This is a genomic window from Bradyrhizobium sp. Ec3.3, from assembly GCF_000472925.1.
Lineage (GTDB): Bacteria > Pseudomonadota > Alphaproteobacteria > Rhizobiales > Xanthobacteraceae > Bradyrhizobium.
Genome location: NZ_AXAS01000029.1, coordinates 68,015 through 84,929 on the forward strand (window position 1 = coordinate 68,015; position 16,915 = coordinate 84,929).

The window sequence follows — 16,915 nt, forward strand, 5'->3', positions numbered from 1 at the left end:
TTGCGCTTCGACCCGTTCTGGTTGAACACCCGCGGCAAAGGGAAATTCCGGCAGCAGATTTATGCCTGATTCGAAGGCATCATGTCGCTTGACGAGCCGTCGATCATGTCATCCTTTGGGATGGGTTTCGACCACGGAGCGCATCTCAAGCCACCCCGCGCTTGTCGCCCTCGTCTCGCGTCAGAAGCTCGGCCATCTGCCGATGGGTATCGCGCAAGGCCTCGATCGCACCGTCGAGATCGAAATCCGACTCGCGAATGCTGGCGAAGAACCTGGCCGTCAGCGCGAGATTAAGCTTCACGCGCGTCGCGCCGTCGCTGCTCTTGCGACGGTGAAGCGACAGATGCCGCACCATGAGCCTGGATTCCGCCGCGCTGCAATTGCAGAGCGTCGCGAGTTCATCATACGTCATCCAGACCTGGGGCATGTTCCACCGCCTTGCGAGGCCCGGAAGCTAGACCGGAAATGTAAAGGCGAGGTTGCCGCTGGCGCCTTCCTCAATGCACCGCGGCGTAGAGGATCTTGTCCTGCGTGGCCTCCGCCGCATCGAACTCGGCGACGATGCGCCCGGTGCGGGCGACCAGGATGCGGTCCGAGACCGCGAGCACCTCCGGCAGGTACGAGGAGATCACGACCACCGCCTTGCCCTCGTCGGCAAGCCGCCGGATTTCCGCGTGAATATGCGGGATGGTGCCGACGTCGACACCGCGCGTCGGCTCGTCGAAGATGATGATCGAGGGATCCTGCACCAGCGTCTTGGCCAGCACCACCTTCTGCTGGTTGCCGCCGGACAGCTCGATGATCCTTGCCTTGCGCTGCAGCGCGCTGATCTTGATACGCTCGACCCAATAGCTGGCAAGCTTGCCGCGCCTTGCGCGCGACAAGAGGAAGCTGAAACCCTTCTTGGTGGCGAGCTTGCCGAGATAGACATTGTCGTCGACCACCATGGTCTCGAAGAAACCGTTGGCCTTGCGGTCCTCGGTAATGTAGGCGATGCCGTCGTTGATCGCCTGCCGCGGCACGCGGTAGCGGATCGGCTTTCCGCGCAGGCGAATGGTGCCGCCATTGATCAGATTTCGCTTGAGCGCGCCGTAGATGACTTTTGCGATCTCGGTGCGGCCCGAACCGATCAGGCCGGCGATACCGACCACCTCGCCGGCATAGACGGAGAACGACATGTTCTTGACCGCCATGCCCATGGTGACGTTCTCGACCGTCAGCACCTTTTCGCGGCGCTGGTGGGTCTTCTCCTTGCGGCCATAGACGGCCTGCGCCACCTCGCGGCCGACCATGTGCTGCACCAGGCTGTCGCGCGTGAGCTGTTTTGCCGGCGCGGTGATCACCAGCCTGCCGTCGCGCAGCACCGTGATGCGGTCCGCGATCTGGAGCGATTCTTCCAGCGCGTGCGAGATGTAGATGATCGAGACGCCGCGGGCGCGCAGGTCACGCACCAGATGAAAGAAATGCACGATCTCTTCTGGCGTGAGGGATGCGGTCGGCTCGTCGAAGATGATGATGCGTGCCCTGTTGTAGATCGCGCGCGCGATCTCGACCATCTGCTTCTTGGCGGTGCCGAGCATCGCCACGGGCGTTGCGGGATCGACGTGGAAGTTGAGCGATTGCAGGAGTTGCTGGGCCTGGATGTTCAGCGTGCGGAAGCGCGTCAGGAGCTTTTCGTTGCCGAGTTCGATGTTCTGCGCCGCCGTCATGGTCGGCACCAGGCTCGTCTCCTGATAGACCATGCAGATGCCGGCGTTTAGCGCATCGCGCGGCTGCTCGAAATTGGCGGGCTTGCTGTCGAGCCGGAACTCGCCCGAGGTGAGCCCAATCGCACCAGCAATCGCCTTGCACAGCGTCGATTTGCCGGCGCCGTTCTCGCCGACCAGCGCATGCACTTCCCCGGGATAGAGGTTGAAGTTGACGCCTTCGATGGCGTGCACGCCGCCATAAATCTTGCTGCCGCCGATGATCTCGAGCACGGGCTCGGCCGCGCCGTTGGGGAGATTTGCGCCGTCGCTCATCTGAGCTCTCCCGAATGGAGCAGAAGACAGCCGGTGCCGCGTGCGGCGATCACCACGCCCTGGCGTACCTTGCAGGCGGCCGTGACGCCGTGGAAGCGGCCGCCAGCGCGGCTGTGCAGGCTGTCAGCCGCTTCGCCCTCGGCGTCGAGATGCACGAGCAATCCGTAGGAGCGCGGCGGCGCCCATGGTTTCTGGATGCCGAGCGCCTTGACGCCGCCGATCTGCATCGGCTCCAGGCAGTCGGCGCCGCCGGTAAGCGCCGGCGCGATCCAGTAGTTCTCCGGCATCGTGCGCATCATCTCCTCGCGGAAATCGTCCTCCTTCAGCACGAACTCGATGAGATGCGTGCGCCGCGCGAACAGGCCAAGGAAGAAGCCCCGATTGCCGTCAGGATGCAGTCTTGCAGGATAGCCCGGCAGATTGCCGGCGATGACCTCGCGCTGCCCAAGGCCATTGGCGGTCAGCGGGAAGCGGCTGAGACGATGGGCCCAGCTTTCGGTCAGCCACAGGCTGCCACCATCCGCCGAGACTGTGACGCCGTAGGGATACGGCAGATCGCGCAACAGTACGGACGCGTTCGCGAGGTCCGGTCCGCAGACGATCAGCCGGCCATTGCTCCGCTTCTCCATCAGATCGCGTCGCCACTGATCCGGCGTGCGGCCGGTCGAGCCCTCGACCGCGAAGATGCGCCCGTCCGGCGCCGCCGTGACCGACAGCAGACCTGACAGACCGCGGCCGTCGACGGTCTCCAGCCAGCGCGCGCTGGGGTTGGCCGGATCGATCGCGGCGAGGCCACGCCCGGCGACGCAAACCAGCAGCCGCCCGTCCGGGTGGATCGCGAGCCCACCCGTCTCGTCCTCGAACTCGGCAACCAGCGTCCGTGTCGATAGATCATCGCCCGAGAGCTTCAGGACCCGCTTGCCAGCAGATACATAGATCGCGCCGTCCGCGGCCGCGACGACGTCGTTGACGCCGGGCAAGGGTTCGCCGATCACCGTGCAGCCACCGAGCCGGTCGTTCGGGCTGAGCGCGCCGTCGAGCGGCGGGATCGCGTTCTGGCCGCCATCGCGATCGATGACGCTGCGGATGTCGCGCAGGAGATGATCGAAGAACCCCATCGCCCTACCTCGCCACCCTGCTCTTGTCGCCCCAATAGGCGTCATAGCCGGTCCAGCTCTCGTCGACGCCATCGAGCTTGATGCGGCCGATGCGGTTGTTCTCGAGCCCGCCGAGATAGAGATAGCCCTTGTGCTCGCGCATCGAGGTCAGCGTCGAATGCGAGATGCCGGTCGGATCCCACCAGGATTCCAGCGCCTCACCCTGCTCGTTGAACTTCAGCACGCAGCCATGGTTCAGCGCCGGCGCGAGCCACTCGTCAGCTGGGACCTGCTTGACCATGCGCAGCCGGAAGCCAGGCTTGCGCACGGAGAGATCGAAGGTCGGCGTCCGGATACCGACCAGAGCCAGCCAGTAGGTGCCGTCGGAGGCGCGATTGATGTTGTCGGGGTTGCCTGGCAGCTCATCGATCAGGACTTCGGTCTTGCCCTTCTTCGGTCCTTCGATCCAGTAGCGGAAGACCTTGCAGAGCGAGGTGCTCGCGATCAGCACAGACTTGCCGTCATGCGAGACGCAAACGCCATTCGGGAAATAGAAGTGGTTGATGATCGTGCGCGTCGTCCTGGTCGCGGGATCGTAGCAGACCACGCGGCCGTTGGGCCGTGCTTCGAGGATGTCGAGCGTGTTGGTCGTCATCTCGTAGCGCGTGGTGCAGTCGCTGAAATAGATCTTGCCGTCGGGCGCGATGTCGAGATCATCGGCCATGCGCAGGCGGGAGTCGTCGTTGAGCTTGTACCAGGTGCGGTTGGTCTCGTCGGTGACCTTGAACACGCGCTGGTCTGGCGCGATGCCGTAGACGCCCATGCCTGCCACCGCGACGATCAGATTTTCGTCGCGGTCGAACTGCATGCCGAGCGGCCGGCCGCCGATATGGGCGAACACCTCGCGCGTCTCGAAGTTCTCACCCGAGAAGCGGATCACATTGCCGTCGCGGGTCGAGCCGTAGACCCGGCCCTGGCGGTCGAGGATGACGTCTTCCGGCCCCTCGACCCGGTCGAGCCCGATCGCCTGCGCACGGATCAGCCGATCGTTCTGGGCATAGGGCGAGGCCGCGCCCGGCTGCACCGAGGGCGCCGGCGCCAACGCCACATAGGCTGGGTTCACGTAGATCTTCTGGATCGCCTTGCCGCGGTTCTTCGACCATTTGACATCGATGCCGACGGCGGCGAGCAGGATCATGCCCGTCACCGCCGAGGTGACGTAGCCGGGGATGCCCATCCGCACGAGGCCGTTGATCAGGAGGAAGATGATCAACGCCCCGATCATCGCCCGCCACACCGTGCCCTTGCCGCCGGCGAGCGAGATGCCGCCGAGCACGACCGCGGTCAGAGCCTGGAATTCCCAGCCAACGCCGGTCGTGGAATCCGTGCTGGCCTGCCGTGCGGCATAAAAGATGCCGCTCGCCGCGCACAGCGCGCCCGACAGCACGTAGGTCAGGAACAGCATGAGGCGAACGCGGATGCCGGCGTGCCGCGCGGCCTTGCGGCTCGCGCCGATCGCCGTCAGGTGCCAGCCATAGCGCGAGCGCGACAGGAAGATGTGACAGACGAGCAGCACGACGAATAGCGTCGCCGCATTGACGGGAATGCCGAGCACGCTGCCGGTGCCGATGAAATCCCAGGCATCGCTGTCCACCGAATTGGTCGCGAACACCTGCGCGTAGCCGGTGTTGAGCAAATTGACCGAGGCGCGCAGGATGATCAGCGTCACCAGCGTGGTCAGGAACGGCCGCGTCTTCAGAAAGCCGATCAGGAAACCGTTGATGCTGCCGAGCGCGGCGCCGACCAGAAGCGTCGCCACAACGACGAGGCCGACCGGCCATTCCATCACCAAGAGGAAGAACAGCGCGGCGAAATTGCAGAGGGCGAAGATCGCGCCGACCGACAGGTCGATGCCGCCGCTGATCAGGCAAAATCCCATCGCGAGCGCCACGAAGCCGAACTCGGCGAACAGCCGGAGCAGCGACAACGTGTTCTGCACCGATGCGTAATCCGGGATCGTGAGCGCGAAATAGAGCCACAGGCCGATCATCACCGTGAACGGCACGACCGGCTCGAACCATTGCTTCAGCAAGAGTTCGGACAGCAGCAGGCGGGGTGAGAACCGCCGCGCCGACATTGTAAGGGACTCTGCAAACGCTTCGATCGTCGACATGATCCTGGCACTCCCAAGCAGCCGGCGTGCAGCAGTGCACGCCGGCCAACGTTCAGATCAGCTCTTCTTGGGAAGTGCGAAGCAGTTAGCGCCGGAAGCATTGGTCTTATCGAGCCAGACCGGCCGCGTGTAGAACTCGAGGTTGCGCGTGCCGGGCTTATCGCCGAGCATCAGCAGCGTCTCGGCGGCGAACATCAGGTCGTGGCCCTGCTCTGTCGCCTTGTAGCTGAGGAATTTGTAGAAATTGCCGGAGTTGACCTGATCGCAGTCGAGCGAGGAGCCCTCGCCGGAGGCGAACACCTTGACGTCGTCGATCTTGCCGGCATTGCGGATCGCTTGCGCGGCTCCGGATTCCATGATGCCCCAGAAGCCGATTGAGGCGCAGAGGTCCGGATGCTGCTGGATCACCGTGGCGGTGATGTTCAGCGCGGTGTTGGCGTCCCAGTTTGCGGCCTGGTTCGAGACCACCTTGATGTTGGTATCCTTGTTCAGGACCTCCATGATGCCGCCGACCTGGTCGACGCTGGCCGCCGCCGTCAGCTCACCCTGCACGATCTGCACCTTGCCGGACTTGCCGGACCCGGTGCCGCAGGCCTTGACCACTTCGGTCGCAAGCATCTTGCCGATCTCGCGCCAGTCGGCACCGACGAAGGCACCGGACTTGTAGTTCGAGGACATGTTGATCTGGATGACATGCGTGCCCTGGCTCTCGGCGCGCTTCAGATCCTTCATCAGCAGCGTGACGCTCGGGTTCTGCACGATAAGCACGTCGGGCTTCTGGTCGACCAGCGCGGTCAGGGCCTGCTGCATCGCCGACGGGTTGTTGTTGGGATCGCGGACGATGAACTTCATGCCGCGCCACTCGGCTTCTTCCTGCACAACCCGGCCCCATTCATCGGAGAGGGGAACGCCGAGTGCGATCGGCAGGTATGCAACCGTCTTCCCTTGCAGCGACTTGTCGTAGGACGCGCGAAGCTCACGCGCGGTTTTGGTGCCACCCTCCTCCTGTGCAGCTGCCAGCATCGGCAGCGCAACAAGGGCCGCACCTGCCGCCGCGATCGTCCAGAACTTCCTATTCATGGAATCCTCCTCATCCTGTTTGTTGATTATCGAAACGGGATGCCGTTGACCGGCACTCCTCGTCAGTCACCTTGCCGTGCCGTCTCCTCGTCCCGCGGATGCAGGAAGTTGTCGAGCACGATGGCAGCGAGCAGCACCACGCCCTTGATGATGTTCTGCACCTCGCTGTTGACGTCCATGATGGTGAAGGCGTTGAGCAACGTGCCGATCAGGACGCAGCCGACCACGACGGAGAACACGCTGCCACGCCCACCGATCAGGCTGACGCCGCCGATGACGACGACCAGCACGACGTCGAAGATCATGGTGCCCTGCGTGATCGCCATCTGCATGCTGCCTGTCGTGCCGACCCATACGAGGCCGGCAAGCCAGGCGAGGAAGGCGACCAGCGCATATTCGAGGACGATCAGCGGCCGCAACGGAATGCCGGTCAGCCGCGCCGCTTCAGGGTTGTCGCCCTGCGCATAGATGAAACGGCCGATCGAGGTGCGCGACAGGAACAGGTGCATCGCGATCGCGGAGACGGCGAACACCAGGATCGGCACGGGAATGCCGAACAACCGTCCGGCGCCAGCGAACATCAGTCCCGGCGCGTCCTTCGGCGCATAGACCACCCAGGCCGGCGCGAGCCAGAACGCGAGCCCGTAGATGACGAAGCCCGCGGCAAGCGTCACGAACAACGGCGGCGCCTCCACGAACGCAACCATGACGCCGTTGATCACACCGATCAGGAGCGCGATCGCAAGCGCCAACAGGACAGCGGCCTCGACCGGCATGCCGCGCTGCATTTCGATCAGCCCGATTGCCCAGCTGCCCGCCAGAGTCGCGACTTCGCTGAGATCGATGCCGCGGCTGATCACGATCAGCCCCATGCCGAGCCCAAGCACGCCGAGGATGGAAATGCTTCGCAACAGATTGAGCAGGTTGGAAATGGTCGCAAAGCCGTTCAGCGTGAAGCCAAACACGATCAGCAGCACGATCGTGATCAGGAGGACGATCTGCTCCTGGTTGGGCCTGGCGATATTGAAGGCGATGCGAGGGGTGGTGGCCGGTACAGCAACACTGCGCGATGCCAGAGGCCACCGCATTTGTTTCCTCCCACTCTTATTTTGGTTGCGAGTGTAGGAGCGGCAACCAGTATTCGTCAAATATATTTCTCAAATGCGAGCAGATCACGCTCTCGCGATCATCGCATCGTCGATGATCAGCGTTTGATACTTAGTTTGATTTGACGCGATGAAAATCCCTCTTCGCGGCGAGTAAAATCCGAAGTGGCGATTGTCACAACCAAAAGATGAGGATTTCCATGAAGCGGCATATTGCACGACGCAACAATCTCGTTGCCGCGAAAAGCGGCATCAGGTCAGCGGACTCTTTGACGGCCCGGGCACGCGTGGCGGACGCGGGCGCGAACGGCTGTCCATCGCTTTCGGCAGCTTGTCCGGCTTGAGCTTGACGACCGCGCATTTGGCGTCCGTCGCCGGCACCTCGTTCTGGCTGTAGATCAGCGTCGCCTCGAACAGCACTTCGGGCGCCTCGTTGGCGTGTCCGGAACAGGTCGCCATCGCGCCCGTGCAGATGCCGGACAAATTGACCTCGACCTCGTCGGGACCGAACACCGTCGGCATGCCGTCGGTATGGCGGCGGGTGGTCAGCACCGCGGTGAAGCGATCCTGATCGACCTGGTAGGATCCGCCATAGGTGAAGAAGCTGTCGCTGCCCGATATCCGGCCCTGCGCAAGATGCACGATCCCGGTCCCCTGGCCACCATGCGAGGTCCTGAACCATGCAGCGTATTTGCCGTCTTTCAGCATGGAAAACACCCGCAATAAACGTCGCGCGTATTTGCTACCAAGTCTAGGGCGCGACAATGGCCGATCGCGCGGCCGTCCCGCGACGGTTAACACTTCCGAAAGCAAATCATATAAATTGCGGTTATCGCGGCCGCGAGGGGCGCCCCGAGAGGCGCCGCCAGGAACGACCGCCTCTCCATCCTCGGCTCTTGATCTCGGGTGACCACCAGCTTCCACATGTCAGTCCTGCATTGCGATTTGCGCGAGCTTCTCGTCACGTATGACCATCGCGATAAGCACGCTCGGAGATGCGCTGAAGCGCGCCTCCCGCTACAGCCGCATCACCAATGAGGCCGTCGTGCTCCAGTATCAGGAGGCGCGCGAACCCAAACTGCGCCTGGTCTATTCGGGAATTCCACGCCACGCCGACCTGCAGCAGATTGAATTCTGCATCGTCGCAGTGGTTCGCGTATCTCGCGCGTTGAGTGGCCGCAAGTTCGTTCCCAAACACGTATCCATCAGCCACATCCGTCCACGAGGCTCCGCGAAGTTTGCCAGGGCTCTCGGGAAAGGCGTCGAATTCGGCAGCGAGGTCGATGAGATCGATTTCCCGGCCGGCTCGGCGGAGTGGACACTGGTCAATGCCGACGCGCGACTCAACAAAATCCTGCTCAAGACCTGCGAAGAGAGCCTGACTTCCCGCACGCCCAACGCCGGCAGGTTCCGCACCACCGTCGAGAATACGATCTCTCCCTTGCTTCCGCACGGCCAAGCCAAGGCGAGTGTTGTCGCCAGGAAGCTCGGGATGAGCGAGCGGACGCTGGTGCGGAGGCTTGCCGAGGACGGCGTGACCTTTACCGAGATCCTGCAGCAACTCAAGGCGAGCCTGGCCGTCCGCTATTTGGATGAAGATGGCATGTCGATTTCGAGGATCGCCTGGCTTCTCGGTTTCGAGGAGGTGAGCTCCTTCAGTCACGCCTGCCGACGGTGGACGGGCAAGTCACCCCGGGAGCTTCGGCTTTCGGGCTGATGATCCATCGTCGATTCGCTGGCGGCGGAGAGCCGGCGGACGTGGAATTGCGCAACGCCGTCGCCCGGATATTGCCGGAGAAGCGCGGCGATGTCGGCCACGGCCGTTGGCCGGTCCTCTTCCAGAAGCCGGTCGATGTCATCCCAGCGCTGGCAGAAGGCTAATTCCGCGGCGACGTCGCCTGTGCGCTCGCATCTGAGCTCGAAGATCGTCACGGCCTGCGCAAATCCCTTCGGCCTGATCCGGTCCACCTTGCGAAACACGAAATCAGACTCCGCGCGCTCCTTGACGGCCTCGCTGACCAGCATTTGCGTTCCGTAGCTCTTGTTGAGCTGCTCCAGCCGCGCCGCAAGATTGATGGTGGCGCCGAGCGCGGTGTAATTCATGCGATCCGACGAGCCGATATTGCCCACCACCGCATCTCCGGTGTGCAGGCCGAAGCGGGTCTCGTAAGGCGGCCATCCTTCCGCTGCGAAAGTCTCGTTCAACTCGGTTGACGCAGGCAAGAGCGGCCCGGCAGGCATGCCTCACGTGGTCTGGATCATCCGCAGGCGCATTCCAGAACGCCATCACGGCGTCGCCGATGAACTTGTCGATGGTGCCGTGGTGATCCATGATCATCGACGACAGCGCCGCGAAATAGCGCGAGGTATAGATCATCACGCGCGAGGGGTCGGCGCGTTCGGTCTTCGCGGTGAAATCGGCAACGTCCGTGAACATCACGGTGATCTCACGCCGCGTCCCGCCGAGGCTGAGCGACGATCCGGACTGGATCAATTGGCGCACGATCTGCCGCGGGATGAAGCTCGCGAAGCTGCGCACCACGCTGCGCATGGTGAATACCGAGCGGCCGAGCTCTTCGATCTCTGTGATAACCGAGTGAACGCGCGGGCGCTCGGCGATCTCGAAGCGCTGGATCTCGTCGGTCTCGCGCGCGAGCTTGCGCAGGGGCCGCGCCATCAGAGACCCCAGCCAGAACGCAAACGGCAGAGTGGCACCGACGAAGGCGATCGCCAGCGCGAACAGCGCCCGCCGCTCGGCGATGATCCGTGAGAAGAACTCGTCGGGCGGCGCCATCACGGCGAGCCTGACGTCGGCCTCGCCGGTGGTCTTGATCGGATGAAACGCCACGGCGTAGGTCCGCCCACCCGGCCCCGCGAAGAACTGCTGCGCCGGCGCGCCGCCGCGCCATGCGTGAACCGCCTCGACGAGGCCGGGAAGCCCGATCGCGTCCAGCGCCGGCAGATCGTTGCCGGGCCCGGACCTGTCCTTCATCAGCCGACGCATGTCGGGATGGCCGACGATCCGGCCCACGTCATTGAAGAGGAAGGTCAATCCGGATTCCCCGAGCCGCTGCTCCGCCAGCATCTCCTCGAAGCGGTTGAGCAGCACGTCTGCAGCAACGACGCCGGCCCTGCCCTGCCTGAGCGGCATGCGCAGCGTATAGCCGGGCTCGCCGGTCGCGTAGAAGATGTAGGGCCCGGTGAGGAGCGTCTGGTTATTTCCCAAGCCCTCGACGTACCAGGGCCGCAACCGCGGATCGTAGTCGGCCGGTCCCGCACGTTCGGCCACCGCGAACAGAGCTTCGGAGAGAAAGGTCGTTCGCGACGGCGCACCGGGTGCGATCACGACGAGCCGGAATGCGGCGCTGTCGTCGACAGCGAGGCTCTCCCTGAAGGCTGGCCGCGCGCGGTCGATGACGTCCATCTCGAGGAACGATCCCTCATCATAGCCGACATAGAGATTGAAGAGCTGCGGATTGTTGCGCAGCATGGACGCCAGCACGGCGTAGAGCCGCGGATTGTCCGCGACGCCTGCTGCCTGGATCGAGGGCAGCCCTGCCAGAACCCCGAGATTGTCCCGTACCGTCTTGAACTTCTCGTCGATGTGGTCGGCGCTGAGCTGGGCCGCCTTCTCAATGAAGCTGCTTGCCGCGGCCCGGGTGATCGCGGTAACGCGCGCAAAACTCAAATAGACCAGCGTGAGGCCGACGATCAGCACCACCGCGACGAACACGGCGATGATCGAGGCCCGGAAGCCGATCCGGAACGGGCGGGTGGACTGGTCCGCGAAAAACTTCGTGGCGCCCTCCCTCTAATACTTGCGCACGATCGGCTTCGGCGCCGCTGGCTCTGGCGGCGCCGGCGACACGGCAAAGGTAACCCACGCCGTCCAGGTGTTGGTGCGGTTCTCGACGTCAAGATCTTTGTAGCCACGGACGTTGAGATAGCCTTGGTAGCCTTCAGATAGCGGAATGATAAATCCAATCTGCGGGCCGAGGCCGATCGCCCGCCCTCTGAAGCCGCCGAGCTTCGCGCCCGGACCGGTGTCATCGGTGAGCTGCTGGAAGAAGTAACCGGCCACGCCAATCTGCACGTTCTTGCTGATGAACTGCGAGGCCGCCCACTCGACGTGGAAGTCGATGCCGTTCTGGTACTGAAGGAACGGATTCATGAAGCTGTAGGTGAGCCCGCCGACGACCGAGAACTCGTGCCCGGTCTTCAGGTCGAGATAGGTGTAGCCGGCGCCCGCATCGACAGCCGGAAAGCCGAAGCTCAAATTGGCCAGGCGGATGGGATCGTAAGTGCCGCTCGGGATATTGCCGGTGACGTAGACCATCTCATTGTGGACACCTTGATTCCATTTCAAGCTCCCCTGATAGAACACGTCGGTCAGCGTCGTGCGATTGTCGCTCGCAGTCCCCGAGATGGTATTTCCCCTCGGCCCGGTCAACGAAGCGTCAATGCCGACGCCGACATTTCCGGGCGCCGTGAGCACGGTGAAGGCAGCCTGTCCACCGAGCACGGGCATCGGCGAGGTGTAGGTGATGCCCTGCACGAGTGCGTCGGCATGGGCATTGATGCCGGCGACGACCGAGCCGCGCACGCCGTTGCTGGTGACGAAGTTTTGCCCCGCCCCGGCATTGCCCTGGAGATGGAGATAGATCGTCGAGTAGGCCCACCCCGGCACCGTGGGCACAGCGGCGAGGCTGCCGAAGATGCCGGGCAGCCAGAAGCTGACGCCGCCGGAGTCGGCAAGAGCGGGCTGAGCCGCGAAGCCGCTCGCTGCGAGCGCTACCACCAGCGCAGCCTGTCGGATTTGTACCGCCATATCGTGTTTCCCCATTTTGTCATCATTCACCCAACCTCTCCAAACGACCATGCGACCCCACTACTTCGTGGCACCTCCGATCGTGGTGACGACCCGCTCGACGTCGGGTAGCTTCCAGCTGTGATCAAACAGCGGCTTCTCGGGCCCGTAGAGGCGGAACAGCAGCTCGAATTTTCGCGCGGGGTCGGTGGGCACCCAGTTGGCTTCCTTGCCGTCCGGTGCCTTCGGGCCGAAATAGACGTCGATGGAGCCGTCGGCGTTCTTCTGGATGTCGGGGCTGATCGAGGCTCGGCTGGCGCTCGGCATGTTGCGCACCAGCGCGTGCGTCTCGCGGTCGTAGACGGTTGCCGACCAGTATTGCTTGACCGGCGCATTCGCCGGTACGGTCAGGCGATAGGTGGCGGCGCCGTCGAAATCCTCCCCATCCCTGTCCTTCGCCACCATCAAGTAGAACTGGGCCGTGCCGATCCGCTTGATGCCGGTAAAGCCGAGCGTGTAGGTGACGCCGCGCGCGTCGATCGGATAGCTGTCGGAATCGGCGTAGCCACCTTGCGCCGCCTTCACCATCTCGGGCATCGCTGCCGGGAACCAGCGGATGCCGGGATTAATCACGGGAAAGCCAGCGTCATAGCGCTGCGACAGCAGCGCGTGCGCTTCATGCGCAGCATCGTCCAGGATCGCGGCGGTCTTCTGATCGGGATTGAACGGCTTGCCCTTCTCGATGCCGATCGACCTTAGCTGATCGATCATCGCACGGTCGCGGTCGAGCCAAGGCTCGTTCTGCACGACGCGATCGAGGCTACGATAGAAGCGCGCATCGTAGGGAATCGTGGAATCGAACAGGATATCGTAAGCGTCGGTGAAATTGGTCGGCGGCGGGTTTTGCGCCTGCGCGAGCGGATAAATCTTCACCTGCTTGCCATAGGCGACCGACTTCGCGATATCGGCGTCGGCGTGGCTAGCGAGGTTGGAGCGCAGCAGCGCAAAGCCGCTGAAGGTGTCGGATTGAAGCCCGATGTAGCCCGAGGGCACCTCACCCTTGTAACCGGGCGGCAGGATCAGATACTTGCCGCCCTGCCCCTGATCGGCGCCCGTGGGGCCGGCGTCCTCCAGCGGCATCTGCCATGCGGTGACGATGTTGCCTGCGATCGAGCCGCCCTGTGCCGGCGGGATTTCCAGCACGATCGGCCCATCCTTCACGTTCCAGAACGACATGAAGTAGATCGAATCCGGGTTGGGCGTCAGCGTCTGGTTCTTCCAGTTCACCGGCCTCGACCAGTAGACGATCTCGTTGACCTTGGCTTTCGTGCTACCGAGCATTGCCTGGAGCATCAGATCAGTGTTGACCGCGGGCATCGCCCAGATCATCGCCTCGACCGCCCGGCGCTGGATGTTGCGCGCCGCGAGTTCGTCCGGCGACATGCTTTGCGCGTATGCGCTCGTGGTCATCAGTGCGATGCCGACGGCTCCGATGATGGCTCTCATCATGCTGCACTCCCTCAGAACGGATTGACGTAATTCAGGATCGCGACCTGGCGCAGGATAACGCGACGGACCACATGGGTCGGCTTGAGGCGATCCGTGTAGATCGCCGCCGTGCCGGCGCTGCCGGCCGGCAGGCGCGTGGCGAAATCGGCATCGTCGAGCCTGACCCGCACGATGAAGGGCGCGGCCTCGATCGCCTTTGGCACGACGGCCGTGCCCGACGTCTGCGCCTGTCCGGTCGCGATCGCCTGCAGCACACTCTCGACCTTGCCAGGAAAAATCCTCCCGGGTGCAAATTTGAAGGTGGCCTCCACCTCCTGCCCCGGCGCGACATAGCGCGCGTCGATCTGGTTGATCTGGACGCCGATGATGGTGTTGGAGGTGTCGATGAAGGCCATCACCGGCGACAGCGGCAGATTGGCGACGCGCGCGCCCTTGCGCAGCGCGAGATTGGTGACGTAGCCGTCGGTCGGTGCCCGCACGACGGTCTTGTCGAGATTCCACTGCGCGGCCTCGAGCTGGCCGGAGAGCTGATCGACCTCGGACTGGCGTTGCTCGACGTCGAAACCGCGGCCGGCGTCGCGCTCGTAGAGCTGCGTCATCTGGCCGAGGCGCGTTTTGGCGAGCTTGAACTGCGCGTCGATCGCCTTGACTTGCGCCGCGTACGGCGTCGGGTCGATCTTGAACAGGACGTCGCCGGATTTGAGCGGTACGTTAGCGACGACCGGGACATCCGTCACCTCGCCCGCCACATCCGGTACGATCGACACCGCATTGCGCACGACAAGCGCGTCGCCCTGCGGCGCGCCCCACCCCATCGGGATGAGCAACCCTAACAGCACGAGCACCATCACGATCGCAGGCGACGCTTTCCAGAACAGGTTGAAGCGTACGATCTTGAAGTGCACCAGCAGGAAGAGCAGCACGAGATAAGTATTAAGGATCGCGATCGCCATCACGCATCTCCCGCCTTGCGCGCCGGCACGTCGAGATAGGCCCAGATCAACGCGATCGGCCACAGCGCGAAGCCGAAGAACAGCGTGATCCAGCCGGCGACCGTCACGGCCTGCGCATGAGGATGGTTGCGCGATTTGGCGATGTGGCCCGGCAGCCAGCCGGCGATGCAGACCACGCCGATCGCGCTGGCAAGAAGGATCACCAGCACGATCCAGGCGAAGATGTCGTAGCCGCTCATGGCGGTCGCCTCGCTTTCATCGGAGCGCCGCCACTATTGGCAATAGTTCCAGAAGCCCTGCGTCCGGGACGGATTGGTACAGTACCAGCACATGCGGGCGTATGATCCGACATTGTCGCACCTCTTCTTGCTCGTCCGATTGTTGCCTGCCGAACCGAACCAACATCGCACCCGTCCTTCCCGTCGCCTGCGCACTATTGTGGCTTCATGCGCTCGAGCTCGTTGAGCCGCTTCAGGGCGGCCTGTTGCCGGAGCAGGCCGTAATTGATGCCGCTTGCGTTCAGCGAGCTGCCTTCCTGGTATGGGAACTGGTCGAAGTCGGAGAAGAACTCCTTGATCTTGCCTTGCACGGGCACGATCAGCCACATGTTCCGTGCAAGGAAGTCGATCGCTCCGCCTCCCTCCTCCATGCCCCGCTCGTAGGGGTCCATGCGCAGGTTTGCGATCAGCGACCATGCCGGGACTTCGCGGGTCGCGGTTGCGATGTTGCCCTTGGACGCTGTCGCGAAGCTCAGCTTCCAGTCATTCCACCTGATCGCATTGAGATTGCCGCCCTGATCGAAGTAGTAGATCGCATCACGCGGCGGCTCCTTCGCGTCTCCCTTGAAGAACGGCATGAAGTTGTAGCCGTCGAGGTGAACCCGAAAACTCTTGCCGCCTGCGCCGGCAAAACCGGTCTTCATCTTCTCCTTGATGTCGGGAATGCCGGCAGCAGCGCAGAGCGTCGGGAACCAATCGATCAGCGAGATGATCTCGTTGTATTGCGTGCCGGGCTTCACGACGCCCGGCCAGCGCACCATCATCGGAATGCGCATGCCGCCTTCCCATGTCGTGCCCTTCTCGCCGTGGAAGGGCGTCTGGGCGCCATCAGGCCACAACGCGAGCTCGGCGCCGTTGTCCGTGGTGTAGAGAACGATCGTGTTGTCGGCGATGCCGAGATCGTCGAGCTGCTGAAGCAGTTCGCCCACCATTCCATCGTGTTCGACCATGCCGTCGGCGTGCATGCCTTTGCCGGTCTTGCCAAGCGACGACGGCTTCAAATGGGTGAAGACGTGCATCCGGGTCGAGTTGAACCAGCAAAAGAATGGCCTGTTTGCCCTGGCCTGACGCCCAATGAAGTCCTTGGCGCCGCCGAGAAACTCCTCGTCCACCGTCGGCATGCGCGCCGTGTTCAGGGGACCGGTGTCCTCGATCTTGCCGTCGGCCGACGCCTTGAGGACGCCGCGCGGGCCATATTGCTTCCGGAAATTCGGGTCCTTCGGATAGAAATAGCCTTCCGGCTCTTCCTCCGCATTGAGGTGATAGAGATTGCCGAAAAATTCGTTGAAGCCGTGCTTCGTCGGCAGATGCTCGTCGCGATCGCCGAGGTGGTTCTTGCCGAATTGGCCGGTGGCGTAGCCCTGCGTCTTCATGACATCGGCGATCGTCGGCATCCAGTCCTGGATGCCGTGGGGATCACCGGGCATGCCGATCGTGAGCAGGCCGGTCCGGAACGGCTCCTGACCGAGAATGAAGGAGGCGCGGCCGGCCGTGCAACTCTGCTGGCCGTATGAATCGGTGAAGATGGCTCCTTCGCGCGCGATGCGGTCGATGTTTGGCGTGCGGTATCCCATCATGCCCATGGTGTAGGCGCTGATCTGGGGAATGCCGATGTCGTCGCCGAAGATAACGAGGATATTGGGCTTGCGGTCGCCGGCGGGCGCCGCCGGTGCCTGGGCCGGCGCGGCCTTCTGGGCTTGCGCGAGCGCCTGCGATGTCAGCGCCGCCGCTGCGACGATCGACGATGTGCCGAGCAGCACGGCCCGGCGATGAATTGCTGAATTGTCGCTACAGGTGGAATCGGCAACGGCATTATCCTGCTTCTTCGTCTCACTGGTCATTCGACGCTCCTTGATCTTATTCGATTATGGTTGGCGCTGTTGATACCGAA

Annotated in this window: 14 protein-coding genes and 1 pseudogene; 1 reads left to right on the forward strand and 14 read right to left on the reverse strand. The window is 63.3% G+C overall.

Annotated features, from left to right (window positions below; genetic code table 11):
* Positions 1-145 precede the first annotated feature (145 nt).
* The 7 genes from YUU_RS0125305 to YUU_RS0125335 all read right to left on the reverse strand — a co-directional run bounded on the left by YUU_RS0125305 (position 146) and on the right by YUU_RS0125335 (position 8,185).
* Positions 146-427: a hypothetical protein gene (locus tag YUU_RS0125305; protein WP_027524889.1), complete on the reverse strand. Its 282-nt coding sequence runs from the start codon at positions 425-427 to the stop codon at positions 146-148.
* A 70-nt stretch (positions 428-497) separates the two neighbouring features.
* Positions 498-2,021: a sugar ABC transporter ATP-binding protein gene (locus YUU_RS0125310; RefSeq protein ID WP_027524890.1), complete on the reverse strand. Its 1,524-nt coding sequence runs from the start codon at positions 2,019-2,021 to the stop codon at positions 498-500.
* Positions 2,018-3,139 carry an SMP-30/gluconolactonase/LRE family protein gene (locus YUU_RS0125315; protein ID WP_051389896.1) on the reverse strand — a complete coding sequence of 374 codons (1,122 nt, stop codon included), beginning with the start codon at positions 3,137-3,139 and terminating at the stop codon, positions 2,018-2,020. The genes YUU_RS0125310 and YUU_RS0125315 overlap by 4 nt, the downstream gene beginning before the upstream one ends.
* Positions 3,140-3,143: 4 nt before the next feature.
* Entirely contained in the window at positions 3,144-5,291 is a 2,148-nt protein-coding gene (locus YUU_RS0125320) for an SMP-30/gluconolactonase/LRE family protein (protein ID WP_051389897.1), read from the reverse strand.
* 57 nt (positions 5,292-5,348) lie between these two features.
* Positions 5,349-6,371 carry a sugar ABC transporter substrate-binding protein gene (locus tag YUU_RS0125325; RefSeq protein WP_027524893.1) on the reverse strand — a complete coding sequence of 341 codons (1,023 nt, stop codon included), beginning with the start codon at positions 6,369-6,371 and terminating at the stop codon, positions 5,349-5,351.
* Positions 6,372-6,433: 62 nt separating this feature from the next.
* A complete protein-coding gene (locus YUU_RS0125330) occupies positions 6,434-7,459 on the reverse strand; it encodes an ABC transporter permease (protein WP_245288096.1) in 1,026 nt (341 codons plus the stop codon).
* 270 nt (positions 7,460-7,729) lie between these two features.
* The gene (locus tag YUU_RS0125335) at positions 7,730-8,185 is read right to left on the reverse strand and encodes a hypothetical protein (RefSeq protein ID WP_027524895.1); all 456 of its coding nucleotides are present in this window, start codon (positions 8,183-8,185) and stop codon (positions 7,730-7,732) included.
* A gap of 259 nt (positions 8,186-8,444) precedes the next feature.
* On the opposite strand from YUU_RS0125335, the gene YUU_RS51760 reads away from it, so the two are divergent.
* Positions 8,445-9,194, forward strand: coding sequence for an AraC family transcriptional regulator (locus YUU_RS51760; protein ID WP_051389898.1), 750 nt, complete (start codon positions 8,445-8,447; stop codon positions 9,192-9,194).
* Here the strand turns inward: YUU_RS51760 and YUU_RS62390 are convergent.
* The 7 genes and pseudogenes from YUU_RS62390 to YUU_RS0125375 all read right to left on the reverse strand — a co-directional run bounded on the left by YUU_RS62390 (position 9,137) and on the right by YUU_RS0125375 (position 16,865).
* Positions 9,137-9,718 carry an adenylate/guanylate cyclase domain-containing protein gene (locus YUU_RS62390; RefSeq protein WP_256375300.1) on the reverse strand — a complete coding sequence of 194 codons (582 nt, stop codon included), beginning with the start codon at positions 9,716-9,718 and terminating at the stop codon, positions 9,137-9,139. The genes YUU_RS51760 and YUU_RS62390 overlap by 58 nt on opposite strands.
* A gap of 22 nt (positions 9,719-9,740) precedes the next feature.
* A pseudogene (locus tag YUU_RS51765) lies at positions 9,741-11,210 on the reverse strand (cache domain-containing protein); the annotation flags it as partial.
* A 78-nt stretch (positions 11,211-11,288) separates the two neighbouring features.
* The gene (locus tag YUU_RS0125355; protein ID WP_027524896.1) at positions 11,289-12,305 is read right to left on the reverse strand and encodes a transporter; all 1,017 of its coding nucleotides are present in this window, start codon (positions 12,303-12,305) and stop codon (positions 11,289-11,291) included.
* A 60-nt stretch (positions 12,306-12,365) separates the two neighbouring features.
* Positions 12,366-13,793: a DUF1254 domain-containing protein gene (locus YUU_RS0125360; RefSeq protein WP_027524897.1), complete on the reverse strand. Its 1,428-nt coding sequence runs from the start codon at positions 13,791-13,793 to the stop codon at positions 12,366-12,368.
* 11 nt (positions 13,794-13,804) lie between these two features.
* Entirely contained in the window at positions 13,805-14,746 is a 942-nt protein-coding gene (locus tag YUU_RS0125365; protein ID WP_027524898.1) for an HlyD family secretion protein, read from the reverse strand.
* On the reverse strand, positions 14,746-14,985 hold the full coding sequence (locus YUU_RS0125370; protein WP_014495358.1) for a DUF3302 domain-containing protein: 240 nt from the start codon (positions 14,983-14,985) through the stop codon (positions 14,746-14,748). Before YUU_RS0125370 ends, YUU_RS0125365 begins: the two co-directional genes overlap by 1 nt.
* Before the next feature lie 194 nt (positions 14,986-15,179).
* Positions 15,180-16,865: an arylsulfatase gene (locus tag YUU_RS0125375; protein ID WP_027524899.1), complete on the reverse strand. Its 1,686-nt coding sequence runs from the start codon at positions 16,863-16,865 to the stop codon at positions 15,180-15,182.
* Between the last annotated feature and the right edge of the window lie 50 nt (positions 16,866-16,915).